The organism is Aquimarina sediminis (assembly GCF_002895435.1).
In the GTDB taxonomy this organism is placed as follows: Bacteria; Bacteroidota; Bacteroidia; order Flavobacteriales; family Flavobacteriaceae; genus Aquimarina; species Aquimarina sediminis.
This window is the reverse complement of record NZ_POYJ01000001.1, coordinates 252,417-278,742: the sequence shown is the minus strand read 5'-3', so window position 1 is coordinate 278,742 and position 26,326 is coordinate 252,417. Positions and strand designations below refer to the sequence as shown.

Annotated in this window: 21 protein-coding genes; 12 read left to right on the top strand and 9 right to left on the bottom strand. The window is 34.9% G+C overall.

Features of this window, described 5'->3' with window-relative positions; translation table 11 throughout:
* Nucleotides 1-82: 82 nt before the first annotated feature.
* From C1X07_RS01240 to C1X07_RS01205, 8 genes are all read right to left on the bottom strand, one after another.
* The gene (locus C1X07_RS01240; RefSeq protein WP_103068161.1) at nucleotides 83-664 is read right to left on the bottom strand and encodes a class I SAM-dependent methyltransferase; all 582 of its coding nucleotides are present in this window, start codon (nucleotides 662-664) and stop codon (nucleotides 83-85) included.
* Nucleotides 661-2,082 carry a radical SAM/SPASM domain-containing protein gene (locus C1X07_RS01235; protein WP_103068160.1) on the bottom strand — a complete coding sequence of 474 codons (1,422 nt, stop codon included), beginning with the start codon at nucleotides 2,080-2,082 and terminating at the stop codon, nucleotides 661-663. Before C1X07_RS01235 ends, C1X07_RS01240 begins: the two co-directional genes overlap by 4 nt.
* Nucleotides 2,083-2,199: 117 nt before the next feature.
* Entirely contained in the window at nucleotides 2,200-2,370 is a 171-nt protein-coding gene (locus C1X07_RS01230; RefSeq protein WP_103068159.1) for a DUF1843 domain-containing protein, read from the bottom strand.
* Nucleotides 2,371-2,401: 31 nt separating this feature from the next.
* Nucleotides 2,402-2,581, bottom strand: a complete 180-nt coding sequence (locus tag C1X07_RS01225) for a DUF1843 domain-containing protein (RefSeq protein ID WP_103068158.1) — start codon at nucleotides 2,579-2,581, stop codon at nucleotides 2,402-2,404.
* A gap of 21 nt (nucleotides 2,582-2,602) precedes the next feature.
* Nucleotides 2,603-2,773, bottom strand: a complete 171-nt coding sequence (locus tag C1X07_RS01220) for a DUF1843 domain-containing protein (protein WP_103068157.1) — start codon at nucleotides 2,771-2,773, stop codon at nucleotides 2,603-2,605.
* A gap of 62 nt (nucleotides 2,774-2,835) precedes the next feature.
* Nucleotides 2,836-3,006 (bottom strand): DUF1843 domain-containing protein, encoded by a 171-nt coding sequence (locus tag C1X07_RS01215; protein WP_103068156.1) that lies wholly within the window; start codon nucleotides 3,004-3,006, stop codon nucleotides 2,836-2,838.
* Nucleotides 3,007-3,211: 205 nt separating this feature from the next.
* Nucleotides 3,212-4,810, bottom strand: a complete 1,599-nt coding sequence (locus tag C1X07_RS01210; RefSeq protein ID WP_103068155.1) for a hypothetical protein — start codon at nucleotides 4,808-4,810, stop codon at nucleotides 3,212-3,214.
* Between the two features lie 16 nt (nucleotides 4,811-4,826).
* Complete coding sequence (locus C1X07_RS01205; RefSeq protein ID WP_103068154.1) at nucleotides 4,827-5,330, bottom strand: hypothetical protein; 504 nt, start codon at nucleotides 5,328-5,330, stop codon at nucleotides 4,827-4,829.
* Between the two features lie 258 nt (nucleotides 5,331-5,588).
* On the opposite strand from C1X07_RS01205, the gene C1X07_RS01200 reads away from it, so the two are divergent.
* The 3 genes from C1X07_RS01200 to C1X07_RS01190 are packed head-to-tail and all read left to right on the top strand — an operon-like array spanning nucleotide 5,589 to nucleotide 9,691.
* Nucleotides 5,589-6,065 carry a T9SS type A sorting domain-containing protein gene (locus C1X07_RS01200; protein ID WP_103068153.1) on the top strand — a complete coding sequence of 159 codons (477 nt, stop codon included), beginning with the start codon at nucleotides 5,589-5,591 and terminating at the stop codon, nucleotides 6,063-6,065.
* A 4-nt stretch (nucleotides 6,066-6,069) separates the two neighbouring features.
* Complete coding sequence (locus C1X07_RS01195; RefSeq protein WP_103068152.1) at nucleotides 6,070-7,890, top strand: hypothetical protein; 1,821 nt, start codon at nucleotides 6,070-6,072, stop codon at nucleotides 7,888-7,890.
* A gap of 4 nt (nucleotides 7,891-7,894) precedes the next feature.
* Nucleotides 7,895-9,691, top strand: a complete 1,797-nt coding sequence (locus C1X07_RS01190) for an autotransporter outer membrane beta-barrel domain-containing protein (RefSeq protein ID WP_128755170.1) — start codon at nucleotides 7,895-7,897, stop codon at nucleotides 9,689-9,691.
* A 690-nt stretch (nucleotides 9,692-10,381) separates the two neighbouring features.
* Here the strand turns inward: C1X07_RS01190 and C1X07_RS01185 are convergent.
* On the bottom strand, nucleotides 10,382-11,047 hold the full coding sequence (locus tag C1X07_RS01185; RefSeq protein WP_103068150.1) for a hypothetical protein: 666 nt from the start codon (nucleotides 11,045-11,047) through the stop codon (nucleotides 10,382-10,384).
* Nucleotides 11,048-11,428: 381 nt separating this feature from the next.
* Between C1X07_RS01185 and C1X07_RS24850 the strand changes: the two genes are divergently transcribed.
* From C1X07_RS24850 to C1X07_RS01145, 9 genes are all read left to right on the top strand, one after another.
* Nucleotides 11,429-11,581, top strand: coding sequence for a hypothetical protein (locus C1X07_RS24850; protein WP_164914067.1), 153 nt, complete (start codon nucleotides 11,429-11,431; stop codon nucleotides 11,579-11,581).
* A 42-nt stretch (nucleotides 11,582-11,623) separates the two neighbouring features.
* A complete protein-coding gene (locus tag C1X07_RS01180) occupies nucleotides 11,624-13,438 on the top strand; it encodes a tetratricopeptide repeat-containing sensor histidine kinase (RefSeq protein ID WP_103068149.1) in 1,815 nt (604 codons plus the stop codon).
* A 13-nt stretch (nucleotides 13,439-13,451) separates the two neighbouring features.
* Nucleotides 13,452-14,120 (top strand): DNA-binding response regulator, encoded by a 669-nt coding sequence (locus tag C1X07_RS01175; RefSeq protein ID WP_128755169.1) that lies wholly within the window; start codon nucleotides 13,452-13,454, stop codon nucleotides 14,118-14,120.
* Nucleotides 14,121-14,800: 680 nt separating this feature from the next.
* A complete protein-coding gene (locus C1X07_RS01170) occupies nucleotides 14,801-18,205 on the top strand; it encodes an RHS repeat domain-containing protein (RefSeq protein WP_128755168.1) in 3,405 nt (1,134 codons plus the stop codon).
* Nucleotides 18,206-18,209: 4 nt separating this feature from the next.
* Complete coding sequence (locus C1X07_RS01165; protein ID WP_164914066.1) at nucleotides 18,210-24,245, top strand: DUF6443 domain-containing protein; 6,036 nt, start codon at nucleotides 18,210-18,212, stop codon at nucleotides 24,243-24,245.
* Nucleotides 24,238-24,777, top strand: a complete 540-nt coding sequence (locus tag C1X07_RS01160; RefSeq protein WP_103068145.1) for a hypothetical protein — start codon at nucleotides 24,238-24,240, stop codon at nucleotides 24,775-24,777. Before C1X07_RS01165 ends, C1X07_RS01160 begins: the two co-directional genes overlap by 8 nt.
* Before the next feature lie 257 nt (nucleotides 24,778-25,034).
* Nucleotides 25,035-25,280, top strand: a complete 246-nt coding sequence (locus tag C1X07_RS01155) for a hypothetical protein (protein ID WP_128755167.1) — start codon at nucleotides 25,035-25,037, stop codon at nucleotides 25,278-25,280.
* A gap of 185 nt (nucleotides 25,281-25,465) precedes the next feature.
* Complete coding sequence (locus C1X07_RS01150; protein ID WP_103068143.1) at nucleotides 25,466-25,690, top strand: NINE protein; 225 nt, start codon at nucleotides 25,466-25,468, stop codon at nucleotides 25,688-25,690.
* 30 nt (nucleotides 25,691-25,720) lie between these two features.
* Entirely contained in the window at nucleotides 25,721-26,326 is a 606-nt protein-coding gene (locus tag C1X07_RS01145) for a PH domain-containing protein (RefSeq protein WP_103068142.1), read from the top strand.

Sequence of the window (26,326 nt, the reverse complement as noted above, 5' to 3'; positions counted from 1 at the left end):
TCTAGAAACTAAATTTTATTTTTAAAGTCTTTAAAGTGAAAAAAATCTAAGGATAGCCTTAACAGTAATTATTATGTAATAGCTAATCTTGAAGACATGTAGATCTAAAGAATTGTATGTTTCTAAGTACATCTTCGTGTATTGTGCAGTAATTTTGTAACCAGTCTTGAGCGTCAAAGACATCATGTTTTGATTCTGCAACGATAGTTATTTGATGCTTTACTGCTATGGCTTTTAATCGATCAAGCAATTGAGCATATTGAGAACCAAATAAAGGGTTGAATAGATAAAAAATGGTTCCGTCAGAAAAATCATGAGAAAACATATCGCAGTTATAAAATTCTACATTTTTAAGTGGATACTTTGCCTTTAGCTTCATGCTAAAATCATAGCGTTCTTTAAGGATTTCTATTCCCTTAAATCTAACGTTTGGAAATTTTTGCGAAGCGTATTTTAGCACCAATCCATACCCACTACCTAAGTCGTAGAATATATCATTTTCTTTTGGTTCCAAAACATCAAAAATCACACTAAGAAAATTTGATGTCCCGTATCTATATGAATGGACACCATGTCTGATTGTGATTTCGGATAAATCTAATCGATCTTCAATTTTCTGAGTTTCTTTGGTTAGAAAAGAGTTGTTTTGTTTTAACATAATCATTTACTTTCCATGAGGGTTAATAGATTCTGATATGCCTTTTTTGCTGCTATAATGTTCAATTCATATTCTTGTTTTGCTTCTTCAATATTTTCATTACAATGTGGACATGTTTCTGTTCCTTCAAAAACATGATGATTGCAGCCGCGGCATATTTCCATTTTCATAGGTACCCGTAGATCCTTTTTCTGTGGTACCAATGATATTTGTATTTCTAGCGGGTTTTGAACCTCTAGTACATTTCCATTAAAATCTTCTACAATTATTTCAAACAAACCATAATCAAAGGGTACTCCATCTGCTTCTTTTATTTTTCTAATTCTCTCTTTCTTCCCTTCCTTATGAAGTTTTAGTGCTCTGTGATGGCAATATGGATTGTTTCCTCTTTTCCCAAAGAGTACATGGCTTGTCCAGGTGCATCCTGCCATACAGGATGAGGCATAGTAGCAAGATTTACAATTTCCCCACAACTCTTCTTCATTTCTATATCTCGTAAATTTCATTTGTTCGCCATGATGCCATATATCTTCCAGGCTCATTTCTTTTATATTACCACCGGTATAATCACTGGTTGGCAAAGAAGGGCATCCTTTGATCACACCATCTGCTTCTATTCCTATAGTGGTATGACCAGCAGAACATCCTGTCCAATAAGCATCATTACCCTGTCTCCATATATGTTCATACGGACCATAATATCCAATATTATTTCCTGCCTGTACAATTATATTATGGCTTAGCGCTCTTTTATATACTTTTATTAGTCTATCATACAAATCTATCAACTCATAGGGTTGTATGATCAGATGTTCATTTTCTACAGCATTTCCCATAGCCACCATTAACTGTATTTGCCAGTTTTTGATCCCTTTTTCTATAAACTCATCAAGTAATTCTTCTAATTGAAATTGATTGGTTTTGGTAATAACTGTGTTTACACTCGAAACAATAGTATGCTTTTTCAAAAGCTCCAAACACCTCATAACGTGCTGGTAAGAATCACTTCTTCCTCTAATTTTATTATGTACATCAGGCAATCCGTCTATGGATACTCCTATATTTTTAATTCCTGCATTTTTTGCAGCTACAATTCTCTTTTCATTAAGATTATATGCTCCTGTTTGCATAGAGCATTCTATGCCAGCATTATTTATTCTGGATATTATCTCTAACCAGTCTTTTCTTAGAAAAGCTTCTCCACCAATAATAGTGATCTCTCTGGTACCAAGTTCTTGTAGTTTATCGATAATATCAAAACACTGCTCTGTGGTTAATTCTCCTGGTCTTACTTTACCAGCTCTTGAGCCACAATGACTACATTTTAGGTTACAGGCAAGAGTGATTTCCCAAACAACATGCACAGGTTTTGTCTGTTCATAATCATCTTGTATCCTATACCTTTGTGAAACTTGATCAATCATAATGAATTGGTGGTAAAGAATTTGTTCCTAAAAGTGAATTATCTCGGTATTACTTACCTTTTTGGATTAACATCTAGCCAAGTAATATTCGTTTTGCAATACTATTTGCAATCTTTTTTAAGATTCTAATTTTTGAATGGCTTCTTGAAGTTCTATAAGTGCAACATGAATATCTCCATGCTCTTTGATTGTCTTTTTTGCCTGCTCGGCAATGGCTTTCATTTTTGAAAGGTCGTTTGTGGCTGCTGCTTTTCTAATTCCTGCAGCATAAAGTACTACTACTCCCATGATACATAAGTTTTAATATTTTATATAGGCATTACTTAAGCTTTCCTTCGAGTTTATCGATGGCTTCTTGAAGGTCTATCAGGGCACATGAAATATCTCCCTGTTCCTTGATGACATTCTTTGCCTGTTCTGCTGTGGCTTTCATTTTTGCAAGATCATTAGAAGCGATTGCCTCTCTAATTGCAGCTCCGTATGGTGTCATAATCCCCATAATATCAAGAATTAGAAAGTTTTACTTCTCTAGTTTTTCGATGGCTTCGCTGAGTTCTATTAAAGCAGCAGAAATGTCTCCATGCTCTTTGATCGTTTTTTTTGCCTGTTCTGCAATCGCTTTCATTTTTGTGAGGTCATTAGAGGCTAATGCTTCTCTAATTCCTACCGCATATAATGGTACAAATCCCATGGTTTTAAAATTTTAAAGTTAATTATTGATGTTTATGTGATATATTAATTGGCTTTATAACCCTACTCAAGTTTTTTAATCGCTTCTTGTAGTTCTATAAAAGCAGCATGGATATCTCCTTGCTCCTTAATTGCTTTTTTGGCTTGTTCTGCTACTGCTTTCATTTTTGAAAGATCACTGGATGCGATTGCATCTCTAATCCCTACTCCATATAAAACTGATAATCCACTCATAATTTTATTATTTAATTAATAATCAAATACTTAGCTAAGCTAATTAAATGTTTTTGAGTAAAATATTTCATCTTATTTCATTTTCGATAAAAGTATAACCGGTATAACATAATTTTTCATTACCTATCCCAATCTGACTATATAAAAAAAATAGCAGCACCTACATGCTACTATTTTTAAATATTATTATGAGTTTATAGAACTCCTATTTATTTGCTTCTTTATCCAATCCCGAAAATGCAAATTTTGCTACTACACCAACACTTATTCTTTCTCCCAATGTACTATCTTCATTAGCATGAACACCAAATACGTCATTGGTCTGTACAAACAAGCCTCCCATAATTGCTTGTTTTTCGCTATTTACAAAATTTAACCCAAGCCCGGTGACTGTATTATTTTTTAGTATCTCACTATTATCATATATATGATGTCGTATATAAGGGTTGATAGTTAGATACATATCAGAAATTCCCTTTTTACTATCCCGCAGTGGTATCAATCGTACATAATCAAAATTGAAAGAGAATTTATGAAAAGTGTCAAAATCACCTGCAAAAGCATTTACTTTTGTTCCACTACTTAATTGTCCGGTAGTAATAGTAGTATCCACTGTAGCAAAAGAATACTCTGTATCCTCGAGACCAGATAGATTATTGTCATAAGCAACCTTACTACTCAATCCGAATAGATTATACCCTTTATAATTTATGTTATATCCCAATTCAATATCCCAACCATTAAAAGTTTTGTCCACAAATCTATCATCAATTGCGCTTGCTCCATTAGCCAGATCATACTTAAAAGATACTCCATTGAATCCTCCTCGAGTAAATAGTTTATGAAAAGAATAACGATCCTTTTTGTTTTCTAGATTTTCGAGCTTAGTTGTAATATCTTCATTTTGGTTCATAATCATAAAAATCTCATCGTCATAGTAGCTAAGTAATTCATCGACAATATCTGCTTCAATAATTTCATGCTGAAACGCTACCTTTGCCAGTTTTTTTGAAATTGTCTTTTTATTTATTTGCCATAACTTAGTATCATAGGCATTTGTAATATTAGAATTAATAACTTTCAATACACTCTGATCCAAAATATCACTACTTCTTGCTTGATCCAAAGCATCAATTTGGTTCTTAAAATCACTTTTATCACCATTTAATAATAAAATAAGATTTATTTCAGAATAGATATCATCTACTTTTTGAAGTATATCTACCTGCTGCTTTACTTTCTTCGAATCTAATTCTTTGATTGCTGTCAAGGCATTTTTAGAAGCAGTCCATCGATTTGTATTCGGGTCCTTAATATCTCTTCTCAAACTATCAATTACTAGTTGTGTTATCCTTGGCTCACTTTTTAATTGATCTAGATAATCTCTGTATGCTTGCAGTTTACCTTCTAGTAGGTTTTCGATATTATCCCTATCCACTCCAAGCTGATTCAACCTTGATGAAGATCCAGAACAACCCTGTCGGTACCATTTTAATCCAATAAATCCACCAATACCTGCATTAGCAACAAGTTTTTCATCACTAAACAACACTCCAGATCCGTTTTCGGCAGTGGCTTTAATATCCCCCCCTAGCATTATGGCTTTCTGCTCTACTCCCGGTATTTTTCCATTCTTATGTATATAATCATAATATGTAAATGTTGCAATATCATTAGCAATATCAAAGTTTAGATTAGTACTTTTTAGAACAATAGTACTAAACCCATTAGCATCCTGATTGATTACCTGCGCCTGTATTGTTATAGTAATAAGAAGTGCGAAAAAGTATACTGTTTTTTTCATAGTTGTACGCTTTAGGTTATAAGTTTGTAGGGTTATCAATATGCTTATTTCTGTTCCCTTTTTCTTCCCTAGGGTTCATAACTCTTTGATCTCCTTCGACCTCTATTGAGGTTGGTGTAAAAGTCCATATCCTACCAGGTTCACTAGCAGTTACATAAGCTTTCAATCTATAGCGGGGACCATACAATCTAATTCCTTTAAGTACTTTTCCAGACCCCACACTGCCCGATTTACCATCAATTTTGATAGAGACGTTATGATCTGCTCCCTGATAGGTAAAATCATAAGTTATCGTGGCATCATGAGAAGATACCTTAATCTCTGCATCACCAGTATGATTAATATTAAAAAATACTGATTTCTCAATAATAGTATCGATTGTTTTCTGACTGGCTCTGCGGTTGAATTTTTTCTTTAGCTCTTTAGGAGGTATAGTCTTATTTTCAAGATGGTTAAACATTTCCATCTCGATAGTAGCTAATCTTTTTGACCCTAAAGCATATGTATTTGTATTAGACATGTGAATAGATTTTTTATGTATCTAACGTAAAAATCTTAAAAAGAAATTGATTTGTATATACCCAATACGTGGTATTTTTGAAAATTACCACTCTATCAATATGCTAAGGCTTAATAGAATAACTTTTTGATTACCCAGGCATTACTAACACTCATTAATAACTGATAATAAGTTTATTATGAATAAAAAGTATATCACACTATCCTCTCAGAATGGATATAATTTATGTAATTTCGCATCAAATAAAATCACTACTGTATGAAAATAAAATTACTATTCTTTATTGTTTTGATTCTTTCTGGCACTCGGGTACTATCTCAAGAAAGTGCAGTATCCTCTGGCGGAAATGCTACTGGAACTGGTGGAACATCAAGTTTTACTGTAGGGCAAGTTTTTTATAACACTACATTAAATGAGGTCGGTTCGATAATTGAAGGAACACAACAAGCTTTTGAAATTGAAGTCTTGAGTAATCCAGAATTAGACGGGATTCAATTAAACGTAAGTACATATCCAAATCCTACCACAGACAGATTAACACTATTAATTAATCTTGTTGACTTAGTGCATATCAGTTATTATATACATGATATTCACGGAAAATTAATTACAAAAAGTCCTGTAAAAGGTAATATATCCACTATCCTAATGGGAACGTATGCAAAAGGAACGTACATCCTATCCTTAAAAGATAGAAGCAATACCCTAAAGACTTTTAAAATAATAAAAAAATAAACCTATGAAGAGAATAATTACTTTATTACTATGCTTATTATCCATACCTCTATCATCCCTCGCGCAGGATTCTTCTAAAAGGATCAGCTACCAGGCCATTATAAGAGATGTAAGTAACACTGTACTTGCCAATACTGATGTCGGAGTACAAATTACTATTCTACAATCCTCTGCCACGGGATCTTCGATATATTCTGAAACTCAGAATGTAACTACCAATATTAATGGTCTTGCCAATATTATTATTGGTTCTGGATCTGATTTTGAAAACATAGATTGGACAGATGGTCCTTATTTTATAAAAGTAGAAATCGACCCAAGTGGTGCTACAAACTACATTATGTCTACTGTGAATCAATTACTAAGTGTACCCTATGCCTTACATGCGGCTACAGCTGATTTTGCAGAAACGGCCGATTATAATACTTTGACCAATACTCCAACAACGATTACTACTGCACAGTCTGCCAAAATTGACTTTATTACAATTACTTCTCCTGTTGATATCAATCAACTGCAAACTGAAGTTACTGCGAATAATACTAAAACGACATTCCCTGGATTTGGAACGGTACCAGGGACAGCTCTCGAAGGAGACAATGTGATATGGGCAAAATCTGATACTACCAATGACATATTTTATACCACTGGTAATGTAGGGATTGGGGTAGATGAGAATAGTAGTTTTGGAGATTCCAAATTACATGTAGGTGGTCCTATCCTGTTTGATGGCACTCCTGCAGCAACAACACCCGGAAGTTTATACTATGACAATACTGGTAGTGGAAGCTTTCATTATATAGATAATACCAATACCGATGTTACTATTAATTCTGGAGGAGTTACGTATGCAGGTGGATTATGGACTATGGAAAGTGGCGATGCCATTATTAACTCTGATGTCATTATACAGAGTAGTCTAGGTGTTGGTCAAGACATGGTAAATGGTCAGGATTTTGGTTTTAGTACTATCATCCTTAAAGAAAATAACCTAAGGATATTATTTGATGATTCTGATGATGTTTCGGGAACCATGCCTGCCAATGACTGGCAGATCGAGGCAAATGAATCTGCTAATGGAGGGACTTCTCACTTTGCTATATTGGATATTACTGGTGGAACGACACCATTTAAGATTAGAGCCGGAGCCCCTGATCATTCATTATATGTGGCTCCTGATGGTAATGTAGGAATGGGTACTAATGTTCCTTCTTCCAAATTAGAGGTTATTGGTGCTATAAAAGCTGATTCTTTTATAGGAGATGGCTCTGGATTAACAGGAATTACATCGGGTACAGGAGGAATTGCAAATGCTGGGAACACTATTATTGCCGCCGATACAGATGCTAATAGTGTAGGAGAAATTTCGTTCCAAACACAAAATACCACCCGTATGACAATTACCAATACAGGTGCTGTAGGAATAGGAACATCTACCCCAACAGTAGCTCTCGAAGTAATCGGAGATGTAAAAGTAGAAGATTTAACTTTGGGAGGAAATGCAGACTTACAAACTATGACACTTGCCGCAACTACTGAAGCTTCGGCAACGGCATTTCCTACCACGTATACAGTAGCAGATAAAAGTTTTATTATCCTTAACGGTCAAGTAGCTTCTAGTATTCAGGCATTTGATGGTGGTGTAGCAGGACAATCAGTGACTATTACTGCTTTAACATCGGCAATTACTTTTGTACATAATGCAGCTACTGCGGCACAGAATTTTCAACTAGCAGGAAATACTAACATTGTTTTAGCAGCCAATGGGAGCGTCACATTTATCTACGATGGAACAAACTGGTATTGTATAGGACTTAATAATTAATAGGATGATGAAGAAATTATTAATAGTTATATGCTTCCTTGCTACTATAGCGGGTATGCATGCGCAATCACCTGAGCATTTTAGCTATCAAGCAATTGTACGCAATGCTTCAGATGTATTAGTGATCAATACTCCTGTATCTCTACGTATTAGTATACTACAAGGTAGCAGCACAGGTACTACGGTATATAGTGAGACACATGAGACTACCACAAATTTTGCGGGTCTGTTAACTGTGTTAGTTGGTGAAGGAGATGTTGTTTCAGGTTCATTAGCTGATATTAATTGGGGCAATGATGTGCATTATATAAAAACAGAAACTGATCCCACTGGGGGCACTGAGTATGATATAGTAGGTACGGCTGTATTGCACAGTATGCCTTATGCTATGGGTAGCTCTACAACAAGTAAAGCGCTAAGTGCTGAGTACACTACCCTAAGTAATAGACCTATAACGATAACTACAGAACAGTCTGATAAATTAGACTTACTAAATATCACAGCAGCTACAAACCTCGATCAGATGGCTAGTGATGTAGCGCTGAACTCTACCAAGGTATCATTTCCTGGGTTTGGTACTACTACAGGAACTGCTTTTGATATCGTATGGTCCAAAATTAGTGATGATGTCTATTATAAAACTGGAAAAGTAGGTATTGGATTTACTGATGCTTCAACATTTGGCAGTGCTGTTTTAGGTGTTAAAAATGGTATGGTACTAAGTAGTGGAAATATCAATGGTACTAGTACAAAAACTCCCGGAACCTTATTTTATGAGCAAAATGCCAAAGGGTTCCTCTTCTACTATGATAATACAGGAACCTTAAAATCACTAGGAACTGATAATATCACTTTTAACACCAGAAATCACCTCTTTTTTCAGGATGCGCTCGTAAAAAATCGATTAGGAATTGGTGAGGATGCTACCCCAGGAATGGATTTTGGAACCAATCATATGGTACTACGTGATAATACAATGAATATCTTTTTTGATGATACCAGTGTTTCTGCCAGTTTTCCTAGAAATGATTGGGTTATAAAAATTAATGAGGGATTAGCTAGTGGGCAGAGTTATTTTGCAGTAAAAGATTCAACAAGCAATAGAACACCTTTTACGATTAGAGCGGGTGCAACAGATAATAGTATTGGAGTAGCACCAAATGGCAAAGTAAACATTGGAAATGGTACCACTACTGAGACACTAGAAGTAGACGGGTCAGTAAAAGCTACTGCTTTTATTGGTAGTCCAAATAACCTTACCAATCTGGTAGGTATGGGAACTGCTAATACCTCTAATACGGGTAGTACTACCATAGGAGCAGATACCGATGATAATGATAACGGTGGGATTTTCCTAGAAACAGCACATAGTACTCGTCTAGAAATAAAAAGTGATGGAACTATAAATGATGGAGTTGCTGACCCTACAAAGCTATTAAGTCTAAATGGTGATGCTAAATTTAATGCCCTAACTGCAAAGGCACTATCCGTTGGTAAATCAATACGTAAACCTATTTTTACTGAAACAAGTGCTGTCAATTTTTCGACCTATGATCTTACCGATAGATCTATAGTACTGTTTAATAATGCGACTAATGTACTATTTGCTGGATTTATTGCTGGTAAGATTGGTCAAAAAGTACATTTGATCAATATACATCCTACTACAACCATTACAGTATTTTTTGGTCAGGTCATTTCTCCTGCGACTAGCAATACTGTATTAAATCAAAATGATAGTATGACATTGGTATATCATAATGAAGGTTGGGTAATGACAGATTATGTATCTGGTCCTTAAATAAAACTATAATTTAATTATTTTTAAAGTAGTTATACCTCTTTTACTCATCGTTGATGGTAAAAGAGGTATTTTTTTGTCTTTTTATGACAATACCAACAGATTCATATCCTTCGAAAACCTCGGGGTGTGAGGTTCTTATTTTTAAACTATACCGCTCTCACTTCGACTACGTGTTCCCTGAGCCTAGTCGAAGGGCTCAGTGACCGCTGTGCTTTGTCTTACTATCAACTATCTTGCGTCAGAGCTGAACGCAGTCGAAGTCCTATAGAATCATAATTTTTTAACAAAAAAATGTACCTTAGGAGTACTTACCCAAGTGGGGTACTCCACTTCCATAAGACCCTTGTCCTGTGTTTTTACTCGGTGTCACTTGTGTTTTTACTCGGTGGTTTCTCCGTTTTAAGTAGGGTACGCCACTATAAGAAGTCCCTCCTCCCTACTTCACCTAGTACCCCTTGCTTACTCCCAATGTGGTTACACCCACTTCGGTAAGTACCCACTTGGATAGTAAATAGCCCAAATACCTACTTATACAAGTACCTCACCCTACTTAGTCAAGTGGGTATTTATGCGTTTGATGTATTCTTAAGCTGTTTTTTAACAGAATTTGTTAAAATTAGTAGGAGCTTTTTTTGGTTTGTATATATTTCCATATACCAAAAAATTTCCCGAATTTTCTTGCATATATTATTCTTCTCCAAACACATATTTACGAACAATAGCCTGTGTAACAGGTTTTAACGAGTTTCCATTAGTTGGATGAGTACCGCTCTTATTAAAAAATTCAATCTTCCCTTCTTTTTTATCATACCAAACAATAGCTTTTCCTTTATCATTAAAAAATGTATAGTTCGTATCTACCTTTATTTTTTTAAATTCTTTTAATCGTTCATTATCTATAGGAATAAAACTAGGGTTGAAACTTTTAGGGCAAATTGCCAGTTCATAATGATCTTCTGACCAAGTCATGCATTCCTTTCTCTTCCAATCAACCCCAAGGTATAATACTATACACAAAATACCAATTAAAAAAAGTACTACAAAATTGATTTTCTTAGGTCGTTTAGGAGGACTATAAAGAGGCTTTTCATCACCTTTATTTTTTAAAAAATCTTCATAATCATCATAACCCAAAAATTTACACAAATGTTTTGTTACTATGGGTTTCAGTTCTTTATGTTCTTCACCCTTAATATATGAATTATAATAATCTCTTAATGTTCTTTCATCAATCTTAAATTTATACTTACTCCAAAGTACATCAGAAATGTATTGAGACTGATGTGTTTTCTTTGATGAATTACTATCATTTTTTGCTTTTAAAAAAGCCGCTAATAAGATTTCTTTTGACATATAAACTTCTTATTTACAACACTTAAAACTAATAATCTCTTGGATGTTCCATGGAAATATAATTCCGGAAACTCTTTTCCTTATTCTCTCCCTTTCCTTTTCCAAGTAACTGCTTTATTTGTGGTATCGAATTGGTAATGATCCATTTCTGTACAATCTGGATCAATGTACAAAACTAATTCGAAACCGGAAATATAAGACAGGATCAGCGCATTGATCTTGGAAGTACAATAAACTTATTCTGTCTGACTATTTCCAATCTACTTCCTAAAAACTAAAGAGGCGCCTCTTTTCATTTTGCGTGTTGCTGAATGGCAATTTATCCTCTGGGTTCGAAGCCCAGACAGCTCACGCTATTACTAATTTTTAATCTGTAATATCATGAAAAGGATACTTTTAATTTTAACAATAATTATATCGAATGTAACTTTATTTTCTTGTTCCACTCCAAAAATCGTAGATGAAATCGGAATTGAAGAAGTCGCTACCGAAGGAGAAGATGAAGAGATTCTTCCAGACGAAGATGGTAATTAACATTTGAAAGGATAATTCCTAATACTTTATTATTTTAGAGGAATGAAACATACTTTTGTTACATTCCTCTTTTTACTCTTATCTGTTTCTTCTTATGCTCAAAAAATAGATTCATTATATCTAGAGAATATTTATGAAAAAATCATAGAGCTAAATAATAACGTAAAACTAGATAGTGCAATATATTATGCAAATACACTATTACAGAAAGCCAAGGTTGCTAATAATAGGTATTTTGAATTAAAGGCGTATAACAAATTAGCCTATTATCATAAAAAGAATAATTCTCCTTTTGAAGCCGTAAGATATTATACAAAATCTAAAGAGTTAAATATATTACTTGGAGATACTACCAATGCTATTAATAAATTAAGGTATATAGCAAGTATTCAAAAAAGATTAGGAGACTATTACTCAAGTGAAAATACAGCAATTGAAGCATTAATGTTAAGTGAGTTACTTAATGATTCTATAGATTCTAAACATCGGTTAGCGTTATATAATCATTTAGGTATTATAACAAAGAATCAACACAATTACTCAGATGCCAAAAATTGGTATAAAAAAGCGTTGTTTTTGCTAAAAAAAGATTCTATAAAAATAGCTGCTGTCAAGAGTAATATTGCAGTAGTTAATATTAAACAAGGGAATTTTGAAAAAGCAATTAATATTCTGAATAAGGTATTAACAAATAATGGATTTGGTGAAAAAACTAAACAAAAAGCTAGAGCAATGGACAACCTTGCTTACGCCAAATCTAAATTAAATGACTCCGAAGCAGAAAAAGAATTAATACAGGCTTTTCGATATAGAAAAAAAATCAATGATGTTTCTGGACAATTCGCTAGTAACATCCACCTTACAGAACATTACCAAGATAGAAAACAATATGGAAAAGCGTTGATTTATGCCAATAATGCTTATCAAATTGCAAAAACATTACAAAGTGGAACTTCTAAGGTCGAAGCGCTTTCCTATCTTATTAAACTTAAGGATAATCCTAAGACAGAAGCGATTGAATTCGAAAGATTAAATGATAGTATTAATATAGCAAGACAACGAGCCAAAAATCAATTCGCCAAAATAAAATATGAGACAGATCAATATCGAGAGGAGAATTTAATTATGAAAGCTAAAAACGCTCAACAACAGGTAATTCTTCAAAAACAAAAATACCAAAGAGTCATTCTAGTATCATTGGTATTATTACTATGTATAGGAATTGGATTTGTATTTAATTATTTGAAGCAACGTAATAAAGTAGAGCGAATAAAAGAACGCCACTCAACCGAAAATAGATTATCCAAAAAACTACATGATGAGGTAGGGAATGATATTTTTTATTTAGCAAATCAATTACAACAAGATCCCCATTTTATTACCGACCCCGATAAATTAAAAATATTAAAAGGTTTCGACAATGTATATCATAAGGTGAGAAATATTTCTAGAGACCATAAAGTTGAAACCGGGGATGAATACGGAGATGAATTATTATCTTTATTAAACTCTTATGGAGATCAAACAACCAAAGTTATTACCAATACCCTGGACAATGATTTTTGGTCTTCTGTAACTGCATATAAAAAAGTAGAGTTATATCATATAATCAAAGAGTTACTCACCAATATGAAAAAACATAGTAAAGCTAATTTTGCCTCTATTACATTCACTAAAGAAAAACAACTGATAGTTGTTTCCTATATCGACAATGGTGTAGGTATTAGTAGTAAACAACCTATTACCAAAAATGGGCTCCTCAATGTGGAAAACCGCATGGAGGAGATCGGAGGAACAATTACTTTTGAATCAGAACCAGAACAGGGTTTTAAAGCAAAAATTGTTTTTACCTCTTAACCAGACTACATATATGTTTACAAAAATTATTATAGCTGAAGATATAGATAATGAGAATCTTGGAATTGTTTCTTCTGTTAATGAGCTTACCAATGCACAAGTAGATACTGCTCAGTTTTGTGATAAAACAAAACTCAAAATCGAAAGAGCTATACAGGAAGGTACTCCTTACCAATTACTCATTAGTGATCTGTCTTTTACACTGGATTACAAAAAACATCAAATCACTTCGGGAAAACAGCTAATCGGAGAAGTTAAAAAAATACAACCCAATATAAAGATTATTGTCTTTTCTGGAGAGGATAAGCCCGCTATTATAAAATCACTTTTTGAAAACTATCAAATTAATGGATATGTCTGCAAAGGTCTTTATGGATTATCAGAGTTAAATAAAGCAATACAACAGGTATATGATGGCAAACCATACACCTGCCCTGTTTCTAAAAATGCCATGCATCAAAATAACATTTTACAATTAGATCCATACGAAATACAACTACTAACCTTACTAGTACAAGGATATAAGCAAGAAGAAATCAGACAATACCTTGTTAAAAAAGAAATATCCCCCAACAGCAAACGCTCAATAGAAGATAGAATACGAAAACTAAGAGAGTATTTTAATGCCAAAACGAATATACAGTTGGTATATATGGTAAATCAACTAGGTCTGATTTCATAAACGAATTGATACATTGATTCATCTTCAGGTTACAAGATCATAAGAAGAACTTACCGCCCTATTAGGAATTTCGAGAACCAAACTATTTCGCATATTACAGATAATGAAGTAAATGAATGCTCCTGTTACCTTCGATACTCTTATACGAAGCTATCGGTATGTAAATTCTGTGGGGTTTATCTATGGGTTTTATCCCTATCCTTCTTCAATAGAAAAACCAAATTATCCGCTCTAAAATAAAATTTTAAAAAAAATAAGCTTTTTTTTGAGAGTTTCAAAAAATGAAACTTCTTACCCTTATTATTGCACCAGAAAAATTATCTAATCTATGGTGCATACATCTAATTCTACAAAAACAGATCTCACTATTCTCTTCAAAAAAAGAGAGGTATCACCATGTGATACATTAAAAAATACTAAATCCAAAAAAACAGGGTAACAAATGAATGACTTGTGACATAAACAGTAGTATCCAAATAGCTACCGAGCTACAAAACAGCAAATATATAAAACAGAATTTTATGATTGATATCCAAAAAAAACACCCAGACTTCACACACCGGTCCTCAAAAAAATCCCACTCCCAAAAAATGAAACTGACTCCCCTTATTATTGCATCAGAAAACAAGAAAAATATACAAAACTAAATTAGTCACTCTTAATTTTATAATTACTTTTTTATGAGACATATTCTATTGATGGCAGTATTATTGTTTACTGCCTTCTCCTTTGGACAGACATCCAGTCCGGGGACACAAACAGATGCCGATCTGATTCCTTTTCCTACCTCTCCCGAGGCTGGGAAATTTGGAGTTTTCGGAAATATCCCTGTCAATCTTAGTGCAGGACAGATGAACTATCAGATTCCGCTACATACCATCCAGGTCAATGGGTACTCCTGGCCTATATCATTACACTATGGCTCCGGGGGCTTATTATTGGAAGACAAACCTTCACTTAGTGGTATGAACTGGAATCTTTCTGCCGGAGGAACCGTAGTGCGAGAAGTACGTGGATTACCAGATGAACATCCCAAAGGATATTATGGTACTCAAAACTATAGAATCACCCATCTTAATCCTTATTTTAATACTGGGGAGATTTCCGAGAATACTGCCAATTATATTATGGCAGGAGCTATAGACTCTGAACCCGATAAATACAATGTGAGTGTTAACGGAATTAATTTTTCCTTTAAAATAGATAAGGATAAAAATCCGGTATATATCTCCAAGCACAATTATAAAGTAACTCTTAGCTGGGCTAGTGGTGTCAATCATGTTATTGATAAAGTAACCCTTATTGATGACAAGGGATATACCTATATCTTTGATGTTAAAGAGCGTAATGAACCCCTGCAGGGTAATGAAGCGGTTTTTAATGATTCCTTTACAGGATATACCTCCAGCTGGATGCTCTCTTCGGTGATTTTTCCTAATAACGAGCAGTTATCGTTTAACTATATAGAGAATTCTTATGTCAGCCTGGATTTTTATGCCTCAGGGTTTTACAGTTATAATATCCCTGTGATTCAATGTACAGGAGGAGATCTGTCTAATGCTCCTCTTCATTCCTACTCTGACGGCTTTTCAAAAACCATGATCAAACGTAAATTGTTAACCAGTATCACCTCTGCAGCAGGTAATATCTTTTTGCCAGTTGATCCTAATGCTACCCGTATCAAATACAATGCGTTGATTATTAATAATTCTGAAAATAAAACAGTTAACACTTATGGTTTTGAATACTATGGAAATCGTGATTTGCTCACAAAGATTACCAAAAACACAAAACCCTTTTATGGATTCGAATATCATCAAAGAGATCTGATTCCTGATTTTCATACCTCTACTACCACCAGACCCTATGCACAGGACAAATGGGGATTCTATAACGGTATTGGTAATACCCATGCGATCAATGTACCTTTTACACCATATTATGCCAATAAAACACCAAATCCTGATAAAACAAAGATTGGAGCATTAACCAAAATCATCTATCCTACAGGAGGATATTCTCTAATCGATTATGAAGCCAATCAGATCAAGAGTAAATATACTGCCGATAGCCAGCAGGTATTACCTCCTAACAGAGAGCTTAATATGTTGTTTAAATCTGATAATAACATCAACAGTAATGCCTATAAAGAGACTGCTATCACCTATGAGTTTAAGACCAATGTATTTGCCAAAATAACCCATAGCATTACCTCTAACAATAACGGTACTATTGTAGCTTCTATAAACAGAACCGATAACTGCCCTGTATCGCATACTGCACCGGGAGGGGGAGATTATCCAACAGTAGCCGAATATTACAGATCTGTAGAAAACACCGAAGTGCCCTTCTTTTGTCCCGCATTGGGTATACAGCTGGATGACAACTATTCGGGATCATCAAAAACCTTAAGTGGTACCAGCGGGGGCTATATTGTTATCCCCAAAGGAACCTATGTCTTTAAAATATATACCAATAGCAATAAAAACAAAGATGTTTCAGGGCATATTAATGTCAAGTTTCATGAGTTACCCGAGGTAGCCCCCGGGCAGCAGCTTTATGTTAATACTATTGTAGGAGGGATACGAGTAAAAAGTATTAAAGAATATGATGGTAGTAGTACCAACCCGGTACAAGAACGCTTTTTTGATTATTCGGCAACAGATGGATACTCCTCTGGGGTAGAATTGCAAAAAGGAATCTCAGAGATGGATTATAAGATTGAACTTACCTGTACCAATGGAACCCATGAACTGACATACCGATATGATCGCCTTAATTACAACTATAAAACTTATAACCCGGTGAATCTTAATAGTGGAGTTCCGGTATACTACAAACAGGTAAAAGAATTTCAGGATAGATATACCGAGGTCATCCCCAGTTATGTAGAAAATCCTATGGCACCTACCAACTATGATGGGTCAAAACGATTACGATTCCTATCAGATCCTTATGCCACCAAAAAACATTTTTATACCAAGGGATACACCAGTACAACCTATGAAAATCCCACGTTTTTTTACGATATCCACTATCCTTTTGCTCCTAATGGAGTAGATAAATCAATGGGAAGGGTTACAAACACATCGGTGTATAAGTTCAACAAAACTGATTCTTTACATCCTGCGATAACCACTACAAATCAAAGTTATATCCAAATCAGAGGGCAGATAGATCAGAACGGAAATGATAATAATCCCTTACATCCTAAAGGATTGAAAATAGGATATCGAATCAAAAAAGAGGGATCCATTAGCTGGAGTACTAATCCCTATGATTATTTTCATTTTAAGACCTATATGGAATATGATAATATGTTTCTACCCAGAGTCAAAGAAACCATCCAGTACTACCCCGAGCAGTTAAAAACCACAGAGACCAATACCTATGATCAGTATGATCAGCTCTCTAGTACAGAGGTAGTCGATAGCCAGGGAAAAATCCATAAATCAGAAACCAAATATCCTTACAATAGTACTGATGCGGTGTCTACTGCTATGGTGCAGCAAAATGTAATTGCAATCCCTATATCTACTACTACCAAACGTGAAGGAACTCTTTTAAGCTCCTCTAAAACCGAGTTTTATAATATGGGAGGGCTCTTGTTTAAACCCAAAGCCCGTTTATCTTCAAAAGGGGCTAATCCATTAGAAGCCAGACTACATATCGACAGGTATGATGATAAGGGGAATATTGTAGAATACCATAGTATTGCCAAGGATGATGCTCCTGCTAGTGCCCATCGATATACCAGTATTATCTGGGGGTATAATAAACAATACCCTATTGCCAAGATTGAGAACACCACCTTTGCGCAACTTGCCAGTGCCTTGGGAGTGACAGAAGCAGCCCTGTTGGGATATGATGAAACTTCGCTAACGGCTATAGATAATCTAAGAAGCACCATGCCCGGGGCTATGATCACCACTTATACCTATGATCCATTGGTGGGTGTAATTAGTACCACCGACCCCAGGGGATATACCAGCACCTATCAGTATGATGATCTGCAACGTCTGGAGTCTGTAAAAGATGCCGATGGCAATCTGGTTTCAAAAAATACCTATCACTACAAAAACTAAAATGATGAAAAGATATATAATATACCTAATACTATGCTTGCCCATATTAGGTATGGGCAAAAATTGGCTATTAGAAGCTAATACAAATACAAAATGTTCTACAGAATACACTGAAAAAAGCACCGTAATTTACTCAGATATTGATAATTCATACAATACAACCAAAGACAACGCATGTATTGATGACAATATTAATAATCAACCATCAAATACAATAAATATAAATGTAGTAAGCAAAAAGGATGTCAATGCAATTGTTCCCAGACCAACATTACATAGTATTACTAATAATTGCGGAAGTACCAAACTGACCAGAAATGACCCACCAAGTGGGATAACATGGTATTGGAATAGTGTTCCTTTGCAACCATTAGGAGGAGTTACCTTGAGTTCTGCAAAATCCATTCATCTTACTTCAGGTACCAAATATTATTTGTTAGCTCGAAATAATACCACAAAACAATGGAGTTTACCTCTAACGATAAACTACACTGTAAGAAGCAGACCTTCTACTCCTAGCGGACCGTCTGTTTCTAATAATTGTGGAAGTAGTACACTTACCAGAGGTAATCCACCAAGTGGCATCACATGGTATTGGCAAAGCTCGTCTACAGGAACAAGTAGATCTAACTCGGCAAAAACCATAGTTAGAACTAGTGGAAGTACTTACTATTTAAGAGCACGTAATAATACCAATGGATGTTGGAGTGCAGTAAGAACTGTTAATTATAGTATTAAAGAAGTACCCAATACACCAACTGCTACAGTTACAAACAATTGCGGATCAGTAACACTTACGCAGAGTCCACATCTAATAAATCTAGAAACCTGGTACTGGCAAAGTAGTCCTACGGGAACCAGCACTTCTAATTCATCAACTTCTATTACCCGTACCAGTGGTAGCACTTATTATCTGCGTGCCAGAAAAAATGCTACCGGATGTTGGAGTGCAGTAAGAACTATAAATTATAGTATAAATACAACACCAGCAATACCAACAGCAACTGTAAGTAATAACTGCGGAAGTAGCACTTTAACAAGAGGTAACCCTCCTGTTGGGGTTACCTGGTATTGGCAGGATAGTGTCACAGGTACAAGTACTTCTAATTCATCCACTTCTATTACCCGTACCAGTGGTAGTTCTTACTACCTGCGAGCAAGGAATAATGCTGCAGGATGTTGGAGTGCGGTAAAAACAGTGAATTATAGTATTCAAGCTACTCCTGCTGTTCCCTTGATTCAAAGCGTGTCTAATAGTTGTGGAAGTAGCTCTATTATTCGTAAAACACCTCCAAGTGGTGAGACCTGGTATTGGCAAAGTACCTCTACCGGAACAAGCACAAGCAACTCAGCAACATCCGTTAGTCTTACTAGTGGTAATGTGCATTACTTGAGGGCAAAAAATAATACTTCTGGATGTTGGGGTCCTGCTAAAACAATAAATTACGCAATAAAATCAAAACCAGCAAAACCCACAATAAGCAGTATTACTAATCATTGCGGAAAAACTGTCCTCACCAGAAATGACCCACCAACAGGGGTGACTTGGTACTGGAATAGTGTGCCACTACAACCCTTAGAAAATGTGTCTCTTAGTTCTGCCAAAACAAATGAACGATTGGAAGGTACTGTATATTACTTATTAGCCAAAAATAACACTACAGGATGTTGGAGTGATGCATTACAGATTGATTATAGCATAACATATCCACCCGTAGAACCTGATGCTCCTACAGTGATTAATAATTGCGGAAGTAGTACATTGACCCGAGGAACTCCTCCCGGTGGAGTGACCTGGTATTGGCAAAATACCGAAACAGCTACAGATACTACTAATGCAACACAGTCTATTACATTAACAAGTGGTAGTACATATTATTTGCGAGCAAAAAATGATAACACAAATTGCTGGAGTACTGCACGTGCTGTTACCTATAGTGTAAAATCGGTACCACCAATCCCAGTTTTACAGTCTATTACCAATGAGTGTGGGCAAACAGTTCTAAAGCAAAATCCGCATTTAGTACGATATAAGTGGTACTGGCAAAGTACTCCAACAGCTACCAATACTACCAATGAGTCGCAAACAATAATCCGCACAGATGGTACTGTATATTACTTACGCTCATACGACACTCAAAATGGATGTTGGAGTGATGCCTTACAAATTGATTATACTGTTAATCAAATACCAGCCATACCTGAACCACCAACTATACAAAAGAATTGTGGTAATACGGTAGTAACTATCAACAACTCATCTGGTGATATTATCTACTACTGGCAAGACGGTCCTGCAGATACAGTCACTACAAATGCAGCAACTACGATCACCCATACCATTAGCGGCACCAAATACTTAAGAGGGCTTAGCAATGCTGGATGCTGGGGAGTTGCCAGAAGAGTAGACTATACGGTAGATCAACCCGTTGCTTGGTATGGAGATGGTGACCTTGATGGATTTGGTGATCCGGCAGATGTAAAAATGGATTGTAATCAACCAGCAGGGTATGTTGCCAATAATAATGATAGATGCCCAGGTGAAGAAGGACAAAAACAAGGGTGTATTAACACACCTTATGATGCATTGACCTTCTCTAATGAGAACTACATCTATACCCAGGTATATCAAAAAGCGATGACTACCCCACAAGGGATACAATACAATAAAGATATCATCGAGAGTATTACCTACTTTGATGGTATAGGCAGACCCATGCAGCAAAGTGCCATCAGAGCCTCAAAAGATGAAAAAGATATTGTAACCCATACTGTATATGACCAGTATGGCAGACAAGGCAAAGAGTATCTCCCCTTTGAGTATGATAAAGCCTATGGTAGTTATCAGACTGTAGATGTTACCAATACTATCAACAGTTATTACAAAAACACTTATGCCGATGATTTTACTGGAGTAGTAGCAGAAAATGTTAATGCCTATTCAGAAAGTATCTTCGAGCCCTCCCCTCTTAATCGTGTTCTGGAACAGGGTGCTCCGGGGAATGCCTGGAAAGCAAATCCCGATAGTGATAGCGATCATACCATTAAGTTTGACTGGAAAACCAACACTGCAGGTGAAGTGCCTTACTTTTATATAAGCTTTGCCGGTAATGATACCGAAAGCCCACAGCTACAAAAAGCAAATACAGCATATATCGCAGGGCAGCTGTATATCAGCATCATCAAAGATGAAAACTGGCAGCCTGGTCAAACCTATACAGATGATCATACCACCAAAGAGTATAAAGACAAACTAGGAAGAGTGATCCTTAAAAGAACCTATAACCAAGGGGTAGCACATGATACCCATTATGTATATGATGATTTTGGGAACCTTACCTATGTGATCCCGCCTAAGGTGACCACTAGTGATGGAGTAAGCACTACAGAGCTTAACGAATTATGTTACCAGTACAAATACGATTACAGAAACCGATTGGTAGAAAAGAAAATCCCAGGTAAAGGATGGGAATATATCATCTATAATGGCTATGATCAACCTATATTAACTCAGGATAGTAACCAAAAGACACTTGGTGAGTGGTTGTTTACCAAGTATGATGTCTATGGCAGGGTAGCCTATACCGGTAAGATCACCGATAACAGAACCCGAACAGTAATACAAGAGGAAGCCAAAGCCTATAACAACAAGTTATGGGTAGAGCGACAAGCCGCGACTACCATTGGGGGGACTACCTTGTATTATAATGATGGAGGATACCCGAAGGTAACCGCTGCAGAGGTACTTACCATCAACTACTATGATACCTATGGTTTTGATATGGCAGGGATCACCACTCCGACGACCAGCTATGGACAGGCAATCACCAATCAAACTACCTCATTAGCTACAGGAACAAAAGTTAAGGTGCTGGATACCAATAGCTGGATTACTACGGTAAGCTGGTATGATGCAAAATCAAGACCGATCTATGTCGCTAGTATAAATGAATATCTAAATGCAACTGATATTATAGAGAGTAAGTTAGATTTTACAGGAAAGGTAGAACAAACCACCACCAGGCATACCAAAGGAACCAATGCTACGATTGTAATGATAGATACCTTTACCTATGATCATACAGGAAGATTACTAACACAAACCCAATCCATTAATGGAGGAAATAAGGAAATGATTGTTAGCAATGAGTATAATGCCCTAGGACAACTGGTAACCAAAAATGTAGGAGGCACCATTATTGCCAGTGAGCATATGACAGTCACACCATTACAACAGGTGGACTATAACTATAATGTAAGAGGGTGGTTAAAAGAGATTAATGATGTAAATAGCCTGGGGAATGATCTCTTTGCTTTTGGGATTAATTATAACACCACCACAGAGAATCTAAGTGCTGCCTCATTGTACAACGGAAACATTAGTGAAACCCTGTGGAAAACTGCCAATGACAATGTAAAAAGAGCCTATGGATACCAGTATGATGCCTTAAATAGAATCACCAATGGAAATAGTAGTGATGGTAACTATAATCTAAGTAATGTTACCTATGATAAGGTAGGGAATATCTTAACACTTAATAGAAAAGGACATCTGGATACCAATGCAGCTACTTTTGGTACTATGGATATCCTATCCTATACTTATGACAGTGGTAACAAACTGTTAAAAGTGACAGATACAGCCAATAAAACCTTTGGATTTAAAGATGGTATCAATACTAATAATGATTTTAGTTATGATGTTAATGGTAATATGACTTTGGATCAAAACAAAGGCATTACAGAGATTACCTACAATCATTTAAATCTACCCAAAACCGTAACTATAAATAATACTTCTAATAACGGAAATATTAGCTATATTTATGATGCCACTGGAGCGAAACTTAAAAAGATCGTTACAGAGGGAGGTTCTTTAATAGAAACAGAGTATGCTGGTAACTTCGTCTATAAAAATGACCAACTCCAATATTTTAACACCCCCGAAGGATATGTTACTCCAAATGGTAGTTCATATAGGTATGTGTACAATTATAAAGACCACCTTGGAAATATCCGTCTAAGTTATACCAAAAATGATGCAGGTAATCTTGAGATTATTTCAGAGAATAATTATTATCCTTTTGGATTTAAACATAAAGGGTATAATAATATCATATCATCTCTTGGTAACTCTACGGCGCAGAAGTATGGTTATAATGGAAAAGAACTTGAAGAAGACTTAGGACTTAACTGGCATGGTTATGGAGCAAGAAATTATGATGCTACTATAGGTCGTTGGATGAATATTGATCCTTTGACGGAAAAGTATTATGATAAGTCATCTTATAACTATTCGCTTAATAACCCTGTATTTTTTGTTGATCCAGATGGTAGAACTGTTGATGTAACAGATTTAGTTAATGGAGGAACAGAATCAGATACTTGGTTATTAGTTAGTTTAATGGCTAATTTATCAGAAACGACTGGATCAGTAATTGAAAAAAGTACTTCAAGAGATGGAGTTACAACACTTACAGAGGGGGAATGCAAATCTAATTGTAAGAAAAGTAATAAAGCAGGTGGTTATGTTTCTCATTTATTAAGTGATGATAGTGGTACTATTACTGTGAAAAACAATGATAGAAATACTAAACAAACACCTGATGGAAGGCAATTCAAGCAATTTGGTTCACAAGCCAATCCTAATGGAGAAATATATTTAGATGCGATGCAAATAAGTAATATCCAATATTCGTTAAAATCAAAGGATATTGATCCAAGAACAATGGATACTGGTTTTGTTTTTCTTCATGAATCACTTCATACTAGATTCGGTGCTTCTTATTTTAATAGTGAAAGAGATAATAGAGAAAAAGAAGGAGGTAGATTTAGAGATCCAACAGGAGTTTTTGCGAAAGCCGTTTTTGCAGGTCCAACGGTTGACAGGATAAACAAATTCCGAAGTGAGATTGGTCTTCCTTTACGTAGATCTTATTCGAATTGGAATCCTAACAATCCTGGAAGCCTTGTTATAGAAAAAGATGGAAACCGTGTTGAAGTCCCAATAATAAACTATAATATGTTATACAATGAATAAAACAATGTTAATACTAATAATAACCTTTATTTCATTAGGATGTTCAAATAATAAAGAGTTATCATCTACTCACAAACAATCAATAATTAATAATTCCATAAACTATATAAGGAAAAATAACACGATAGGAATGAAAAGTTGTTATTTAGTTGATTCTAAAATATCTCCTATGCAATTTGATTTTTTTTTTAATTCAAAAAATGTGGATTTTGAAAAGAAATTTGGTGTAGGTTACCAGAAAAAATTAAAAAATATTGAAAATGATTTAAATAATAATAGAATTGAGAAACATAATGATTTAAGTATTAAGTTTTCATCTTGTTCAGAAAGTAAATATGTACTTAGTTTTTCCCGTATGAGTGAAACATATGTGATGTGCTATTTGTCTGAAGAAGGTAGAAATATTTCAATTGATGAAATATTAGAGAAGAAATATAAGTTTAATTCTAATGAATACTATTTTTTTCTCTTTGAATTTAACAACTCTGGAAATATTATTAATGTTTTTGAAAACTCTGTGATTTTTGGTTAGACACCCTCTCTGTTCCCTAATATTGCGTTCCCGATACGTCTTCAACTAGTGGCGTTCTGAGTGAGTGGTAAGAGTGAGAAATTATAAATTAACAGGCAGTCATCTAGAAATAGGTGGCTGCTTTTTTATAATACAAAAATGCAAAAAAAATAAATGTTTAAGATATATGTCTTTTCTCACTCTTATTAATCTGTGACTAATAGCCATTAATAGTGTTTTCCAGAATAATATAACGAAGTTCTTTTTTTATAATTATCATGCGAACAATTCCAAAGAAGGATTCATTAATATTCCATTGTCCTCAAAGATATATGACGTTTTGCGATACATTACCTCTTGCCAGTTTTCAGAGTAGTGCCATAGAGAAACTACACCTTAAAGAAATCAATGGAGCCACACAAGTAGAGTTTTTTGTCAGAAAAAAATTTGATGCACTTTCAGATATACAACTTACATATTACCACTATTACAAACAGATAAGCAATATCTGTGACAATTTTTAGCATTTTATGTTGATTAAGGTTTCAAGACCTTAGTCATAAACAGGCTTAGTTTGACAAAAGGGGTTGCTTTTCAGATAGCCTCTTTTTTCATTTTTTAACAATTTTTTCCCTCTGTGGAAAACCACAAGGGATTGGTTTTCAAGGTTGGTAAGTTTGGAGTGTATTAATCTTAAAATTTAGAAATCATGAATCAAATCTATCTACAATCTAAAATGAAATCATCTGGAACTGCATACCTATGCTGGTTCTTTTTAGGCTGCCATTATGCATATCTCGGTAAATGGGGATACCAAATCCTTTACTGGATTACTTTAGGCGGTATAGGAATATGGATGTTAATAGATCTGTTTCATATTCCAACTAAAGTTGATAATTACAATCTAAAATTAACAAACCAATATAATAGATAGATAAACGAAGTATAACATTAATTCTTAAAAATGGAAAATATTAAAAAATACCTGAATGAAAGCCAAAAGTCAAAAGAAGTTGAAAAAGTATTAGGTAAAGTGAAGGAACTCTTAACTTCAGACGAAGTTATTGAATATATAGCCGTTCAAAAAAAACCTCTTATTACTTTATCTCCAAGCAGTATAGCTTTAACTAATAAAAGAATTATTTTTTGTCGCCCTAAAAACTTCGGGGTTTCAATGAACTTTCAAGATTATTTATGGAAAGATATTGCAGATTGTCACATGAAAGAAGGCATTATGGGAGCTACATTCACTATTCGACTTACAAATCGAGGGGCAAATAGAATTGATTATATCCCAAAAGCACAAGCACGAAAATTATACAGATATGGACAGGAAAGAGAAGAAGAAATGTCTGAATATAGAAGACAGCGAGAATTAGAAAATGCTCGTGCCGCTGCTGGAGGTGGTATTATAGTGAATACTACAAGTGACCAAATTAGGAATTCTAATAATGATAACACAGAAGATTCTATAGAGAGCCTAAAAATATTAAAAGATTTATTAGAAAGTAAACTGATTAATCAAGAAGAATTTAATTCAAAAAAGGCAGAAATACTAATGAAAATATAA

What these genes read in the sequence shown, in the direction of transcription:
- C1X07_RS01210 (WP_103068155.1), bottom strand. Translation starts at nt 4,810, where the DNA reads ATGAAAAAAACAGTATACTTTTTCGCACTTCTTATTACTATAACAATA.
- C1X07_RS01150 (WP_103068143.1), top strand. Translation starts at nt 25,466, where the DNA reads ATGAATCAAATCTATCTACAATCTAAAATGAAATCATCTGGAACTGCA.
- C1X07_RS01175 (WP_128755169.1), top strand. Translation starts at nt 13,452, where the DNA reads ATGTTTACAAAAATTATTATAGCTGAAGATATAGATAATGAGAATCTT.
- C1X07_RS24850 (WP_164914067.1), top strand. Translation starts at nt 11,429, where the DNA reads ATGAAAAGGATACTTTTAATTTTAACAATAATTATATCGAATGTAACT.
- C1X07_RS01180 (WP_103068149.1), top strand. Translation starts at nt 11,624, where the DNA reads ATGAAACATACTTTTGTTACATTCCTCTTTTTACTCTTATCTGTTTCT.
- C1X07_RS01235 (WP_103068160.1), bottom strand. Translation starts at nt 2,082, where the DNA reads ATGATTGATCAAGTTTCACAAAGGTATAGGATACAAGATGATTATGAA.
- C1X07_RS01155 (WP_128755167.1), top strand. Translation starts at nt 25,035, where the DNA reads ATGCGAACAATTCCAAAGAAGGATTCATTAATATTCCATTGTCCTCAA.
- C1X07_RS01230 (WP_103068159.1), bottom strand. Translation starts at nt 2,370, where the DNA reads ATGGGAGTAGTAGTACTTTATGCTGCAGGAATTAGAAAAGCAGCAGCC.
- C1X07_RS01225 (WP_103068158.1), bottom strand. Translation starts at nt 2,581, where the DNA reads ATGGGGATTATGACACCATACGGAGCTGCAATTAGAGAGGCAATCGCT.
- C1X07_RS01200 (WP_103068153.1), top strand. Translation starts at nt 5,589, where the DNA reads ATGAAAATAAAATTACTATTCTTTATTGTTTTGATTCTTTCTGGCACT.
- C1X07_RS01205 (WP_103068154.1), bottom strand. Translation starts at nt 5,330, where the DNA reads ATGTCTAATACAAATACATATGCTTTAGGGTCAAAAAGATTAGCTACT.
- C1X07_RS01160 (WP_103068145.1), top strand. Translation starts at nt 24,238, where the DNA reads ATGAATAAAACAATGTTAATACTAATAATAACCTTTATTTCATTAGGA.
- C1X07_RS01215 (WP_103068156.1), bottom strand. Translation starts at nt 3,006, where the DNA reads ATGAGTGGATTATCAGTTTTATATGGAGTAGGGATTAGAGATGCAATC.
- C1X07_RS01170 (WP_128755168.1), top strand. Translation starts at nt 14,801, where the DNA reads ATGAGACATATTCTATTGATGGCAGTATTATTGTTTACTGCCTTCTCC.
- C1X07_RS01195 (WP_103068152.1), top strand. Translation starts at nt 6,070, where the DNA reads ATGAAGAGAATAATTACTTTATTACTATGCTTATTATCCATACCTCTA.
- C1X07_RS01165 (WP_164914066.1), top strand. Translation starts at nt 18,210, where the DNA reads ATGAAAAGATATATAATATACCTAATACTATGCTTGCCCATATTAGGT.
- C1X07_RS01185 (WP_103068150.1), bottom strand. Translation starts at nt 11,047, where the DNA reads ATGTCAAAAGAAATCTTATTAGCGGCTTTTTTAAAAGCAAAAAATGAT.
- C1X07_RS01145 (WP_103068142.1), top strand. Translation starts at nt 25,721, where the DNA reads ATGGAAAATATTAAAAAATACCTGAATGAAAGCCAAAAGTCAAAAGAA.
- C1X07_RS01190 (WP_128755170.1), top strand. Translation starts at nt 7,895, where the DNA reads ATGATGAAGAAATTATTAATAGTTATATGCTTCCTTGCTACTATAGCG.
- C1X07_RS01220 (WP_103068157.1), bottom strand. Translation starts at nt 2,773, where the DNA reads ATGGGATTTGTACCATTATATGCGGTAGGAATTAGAGAAGCATTAGCC.
- C1X07_RS01240 (WP_103068161.1), bottom strand. Translation starts at nt 664, where the DNA reads ATGATTATGTTAAAACAAAACAACTCTTTTCTAACCAAAGAAACTCAG.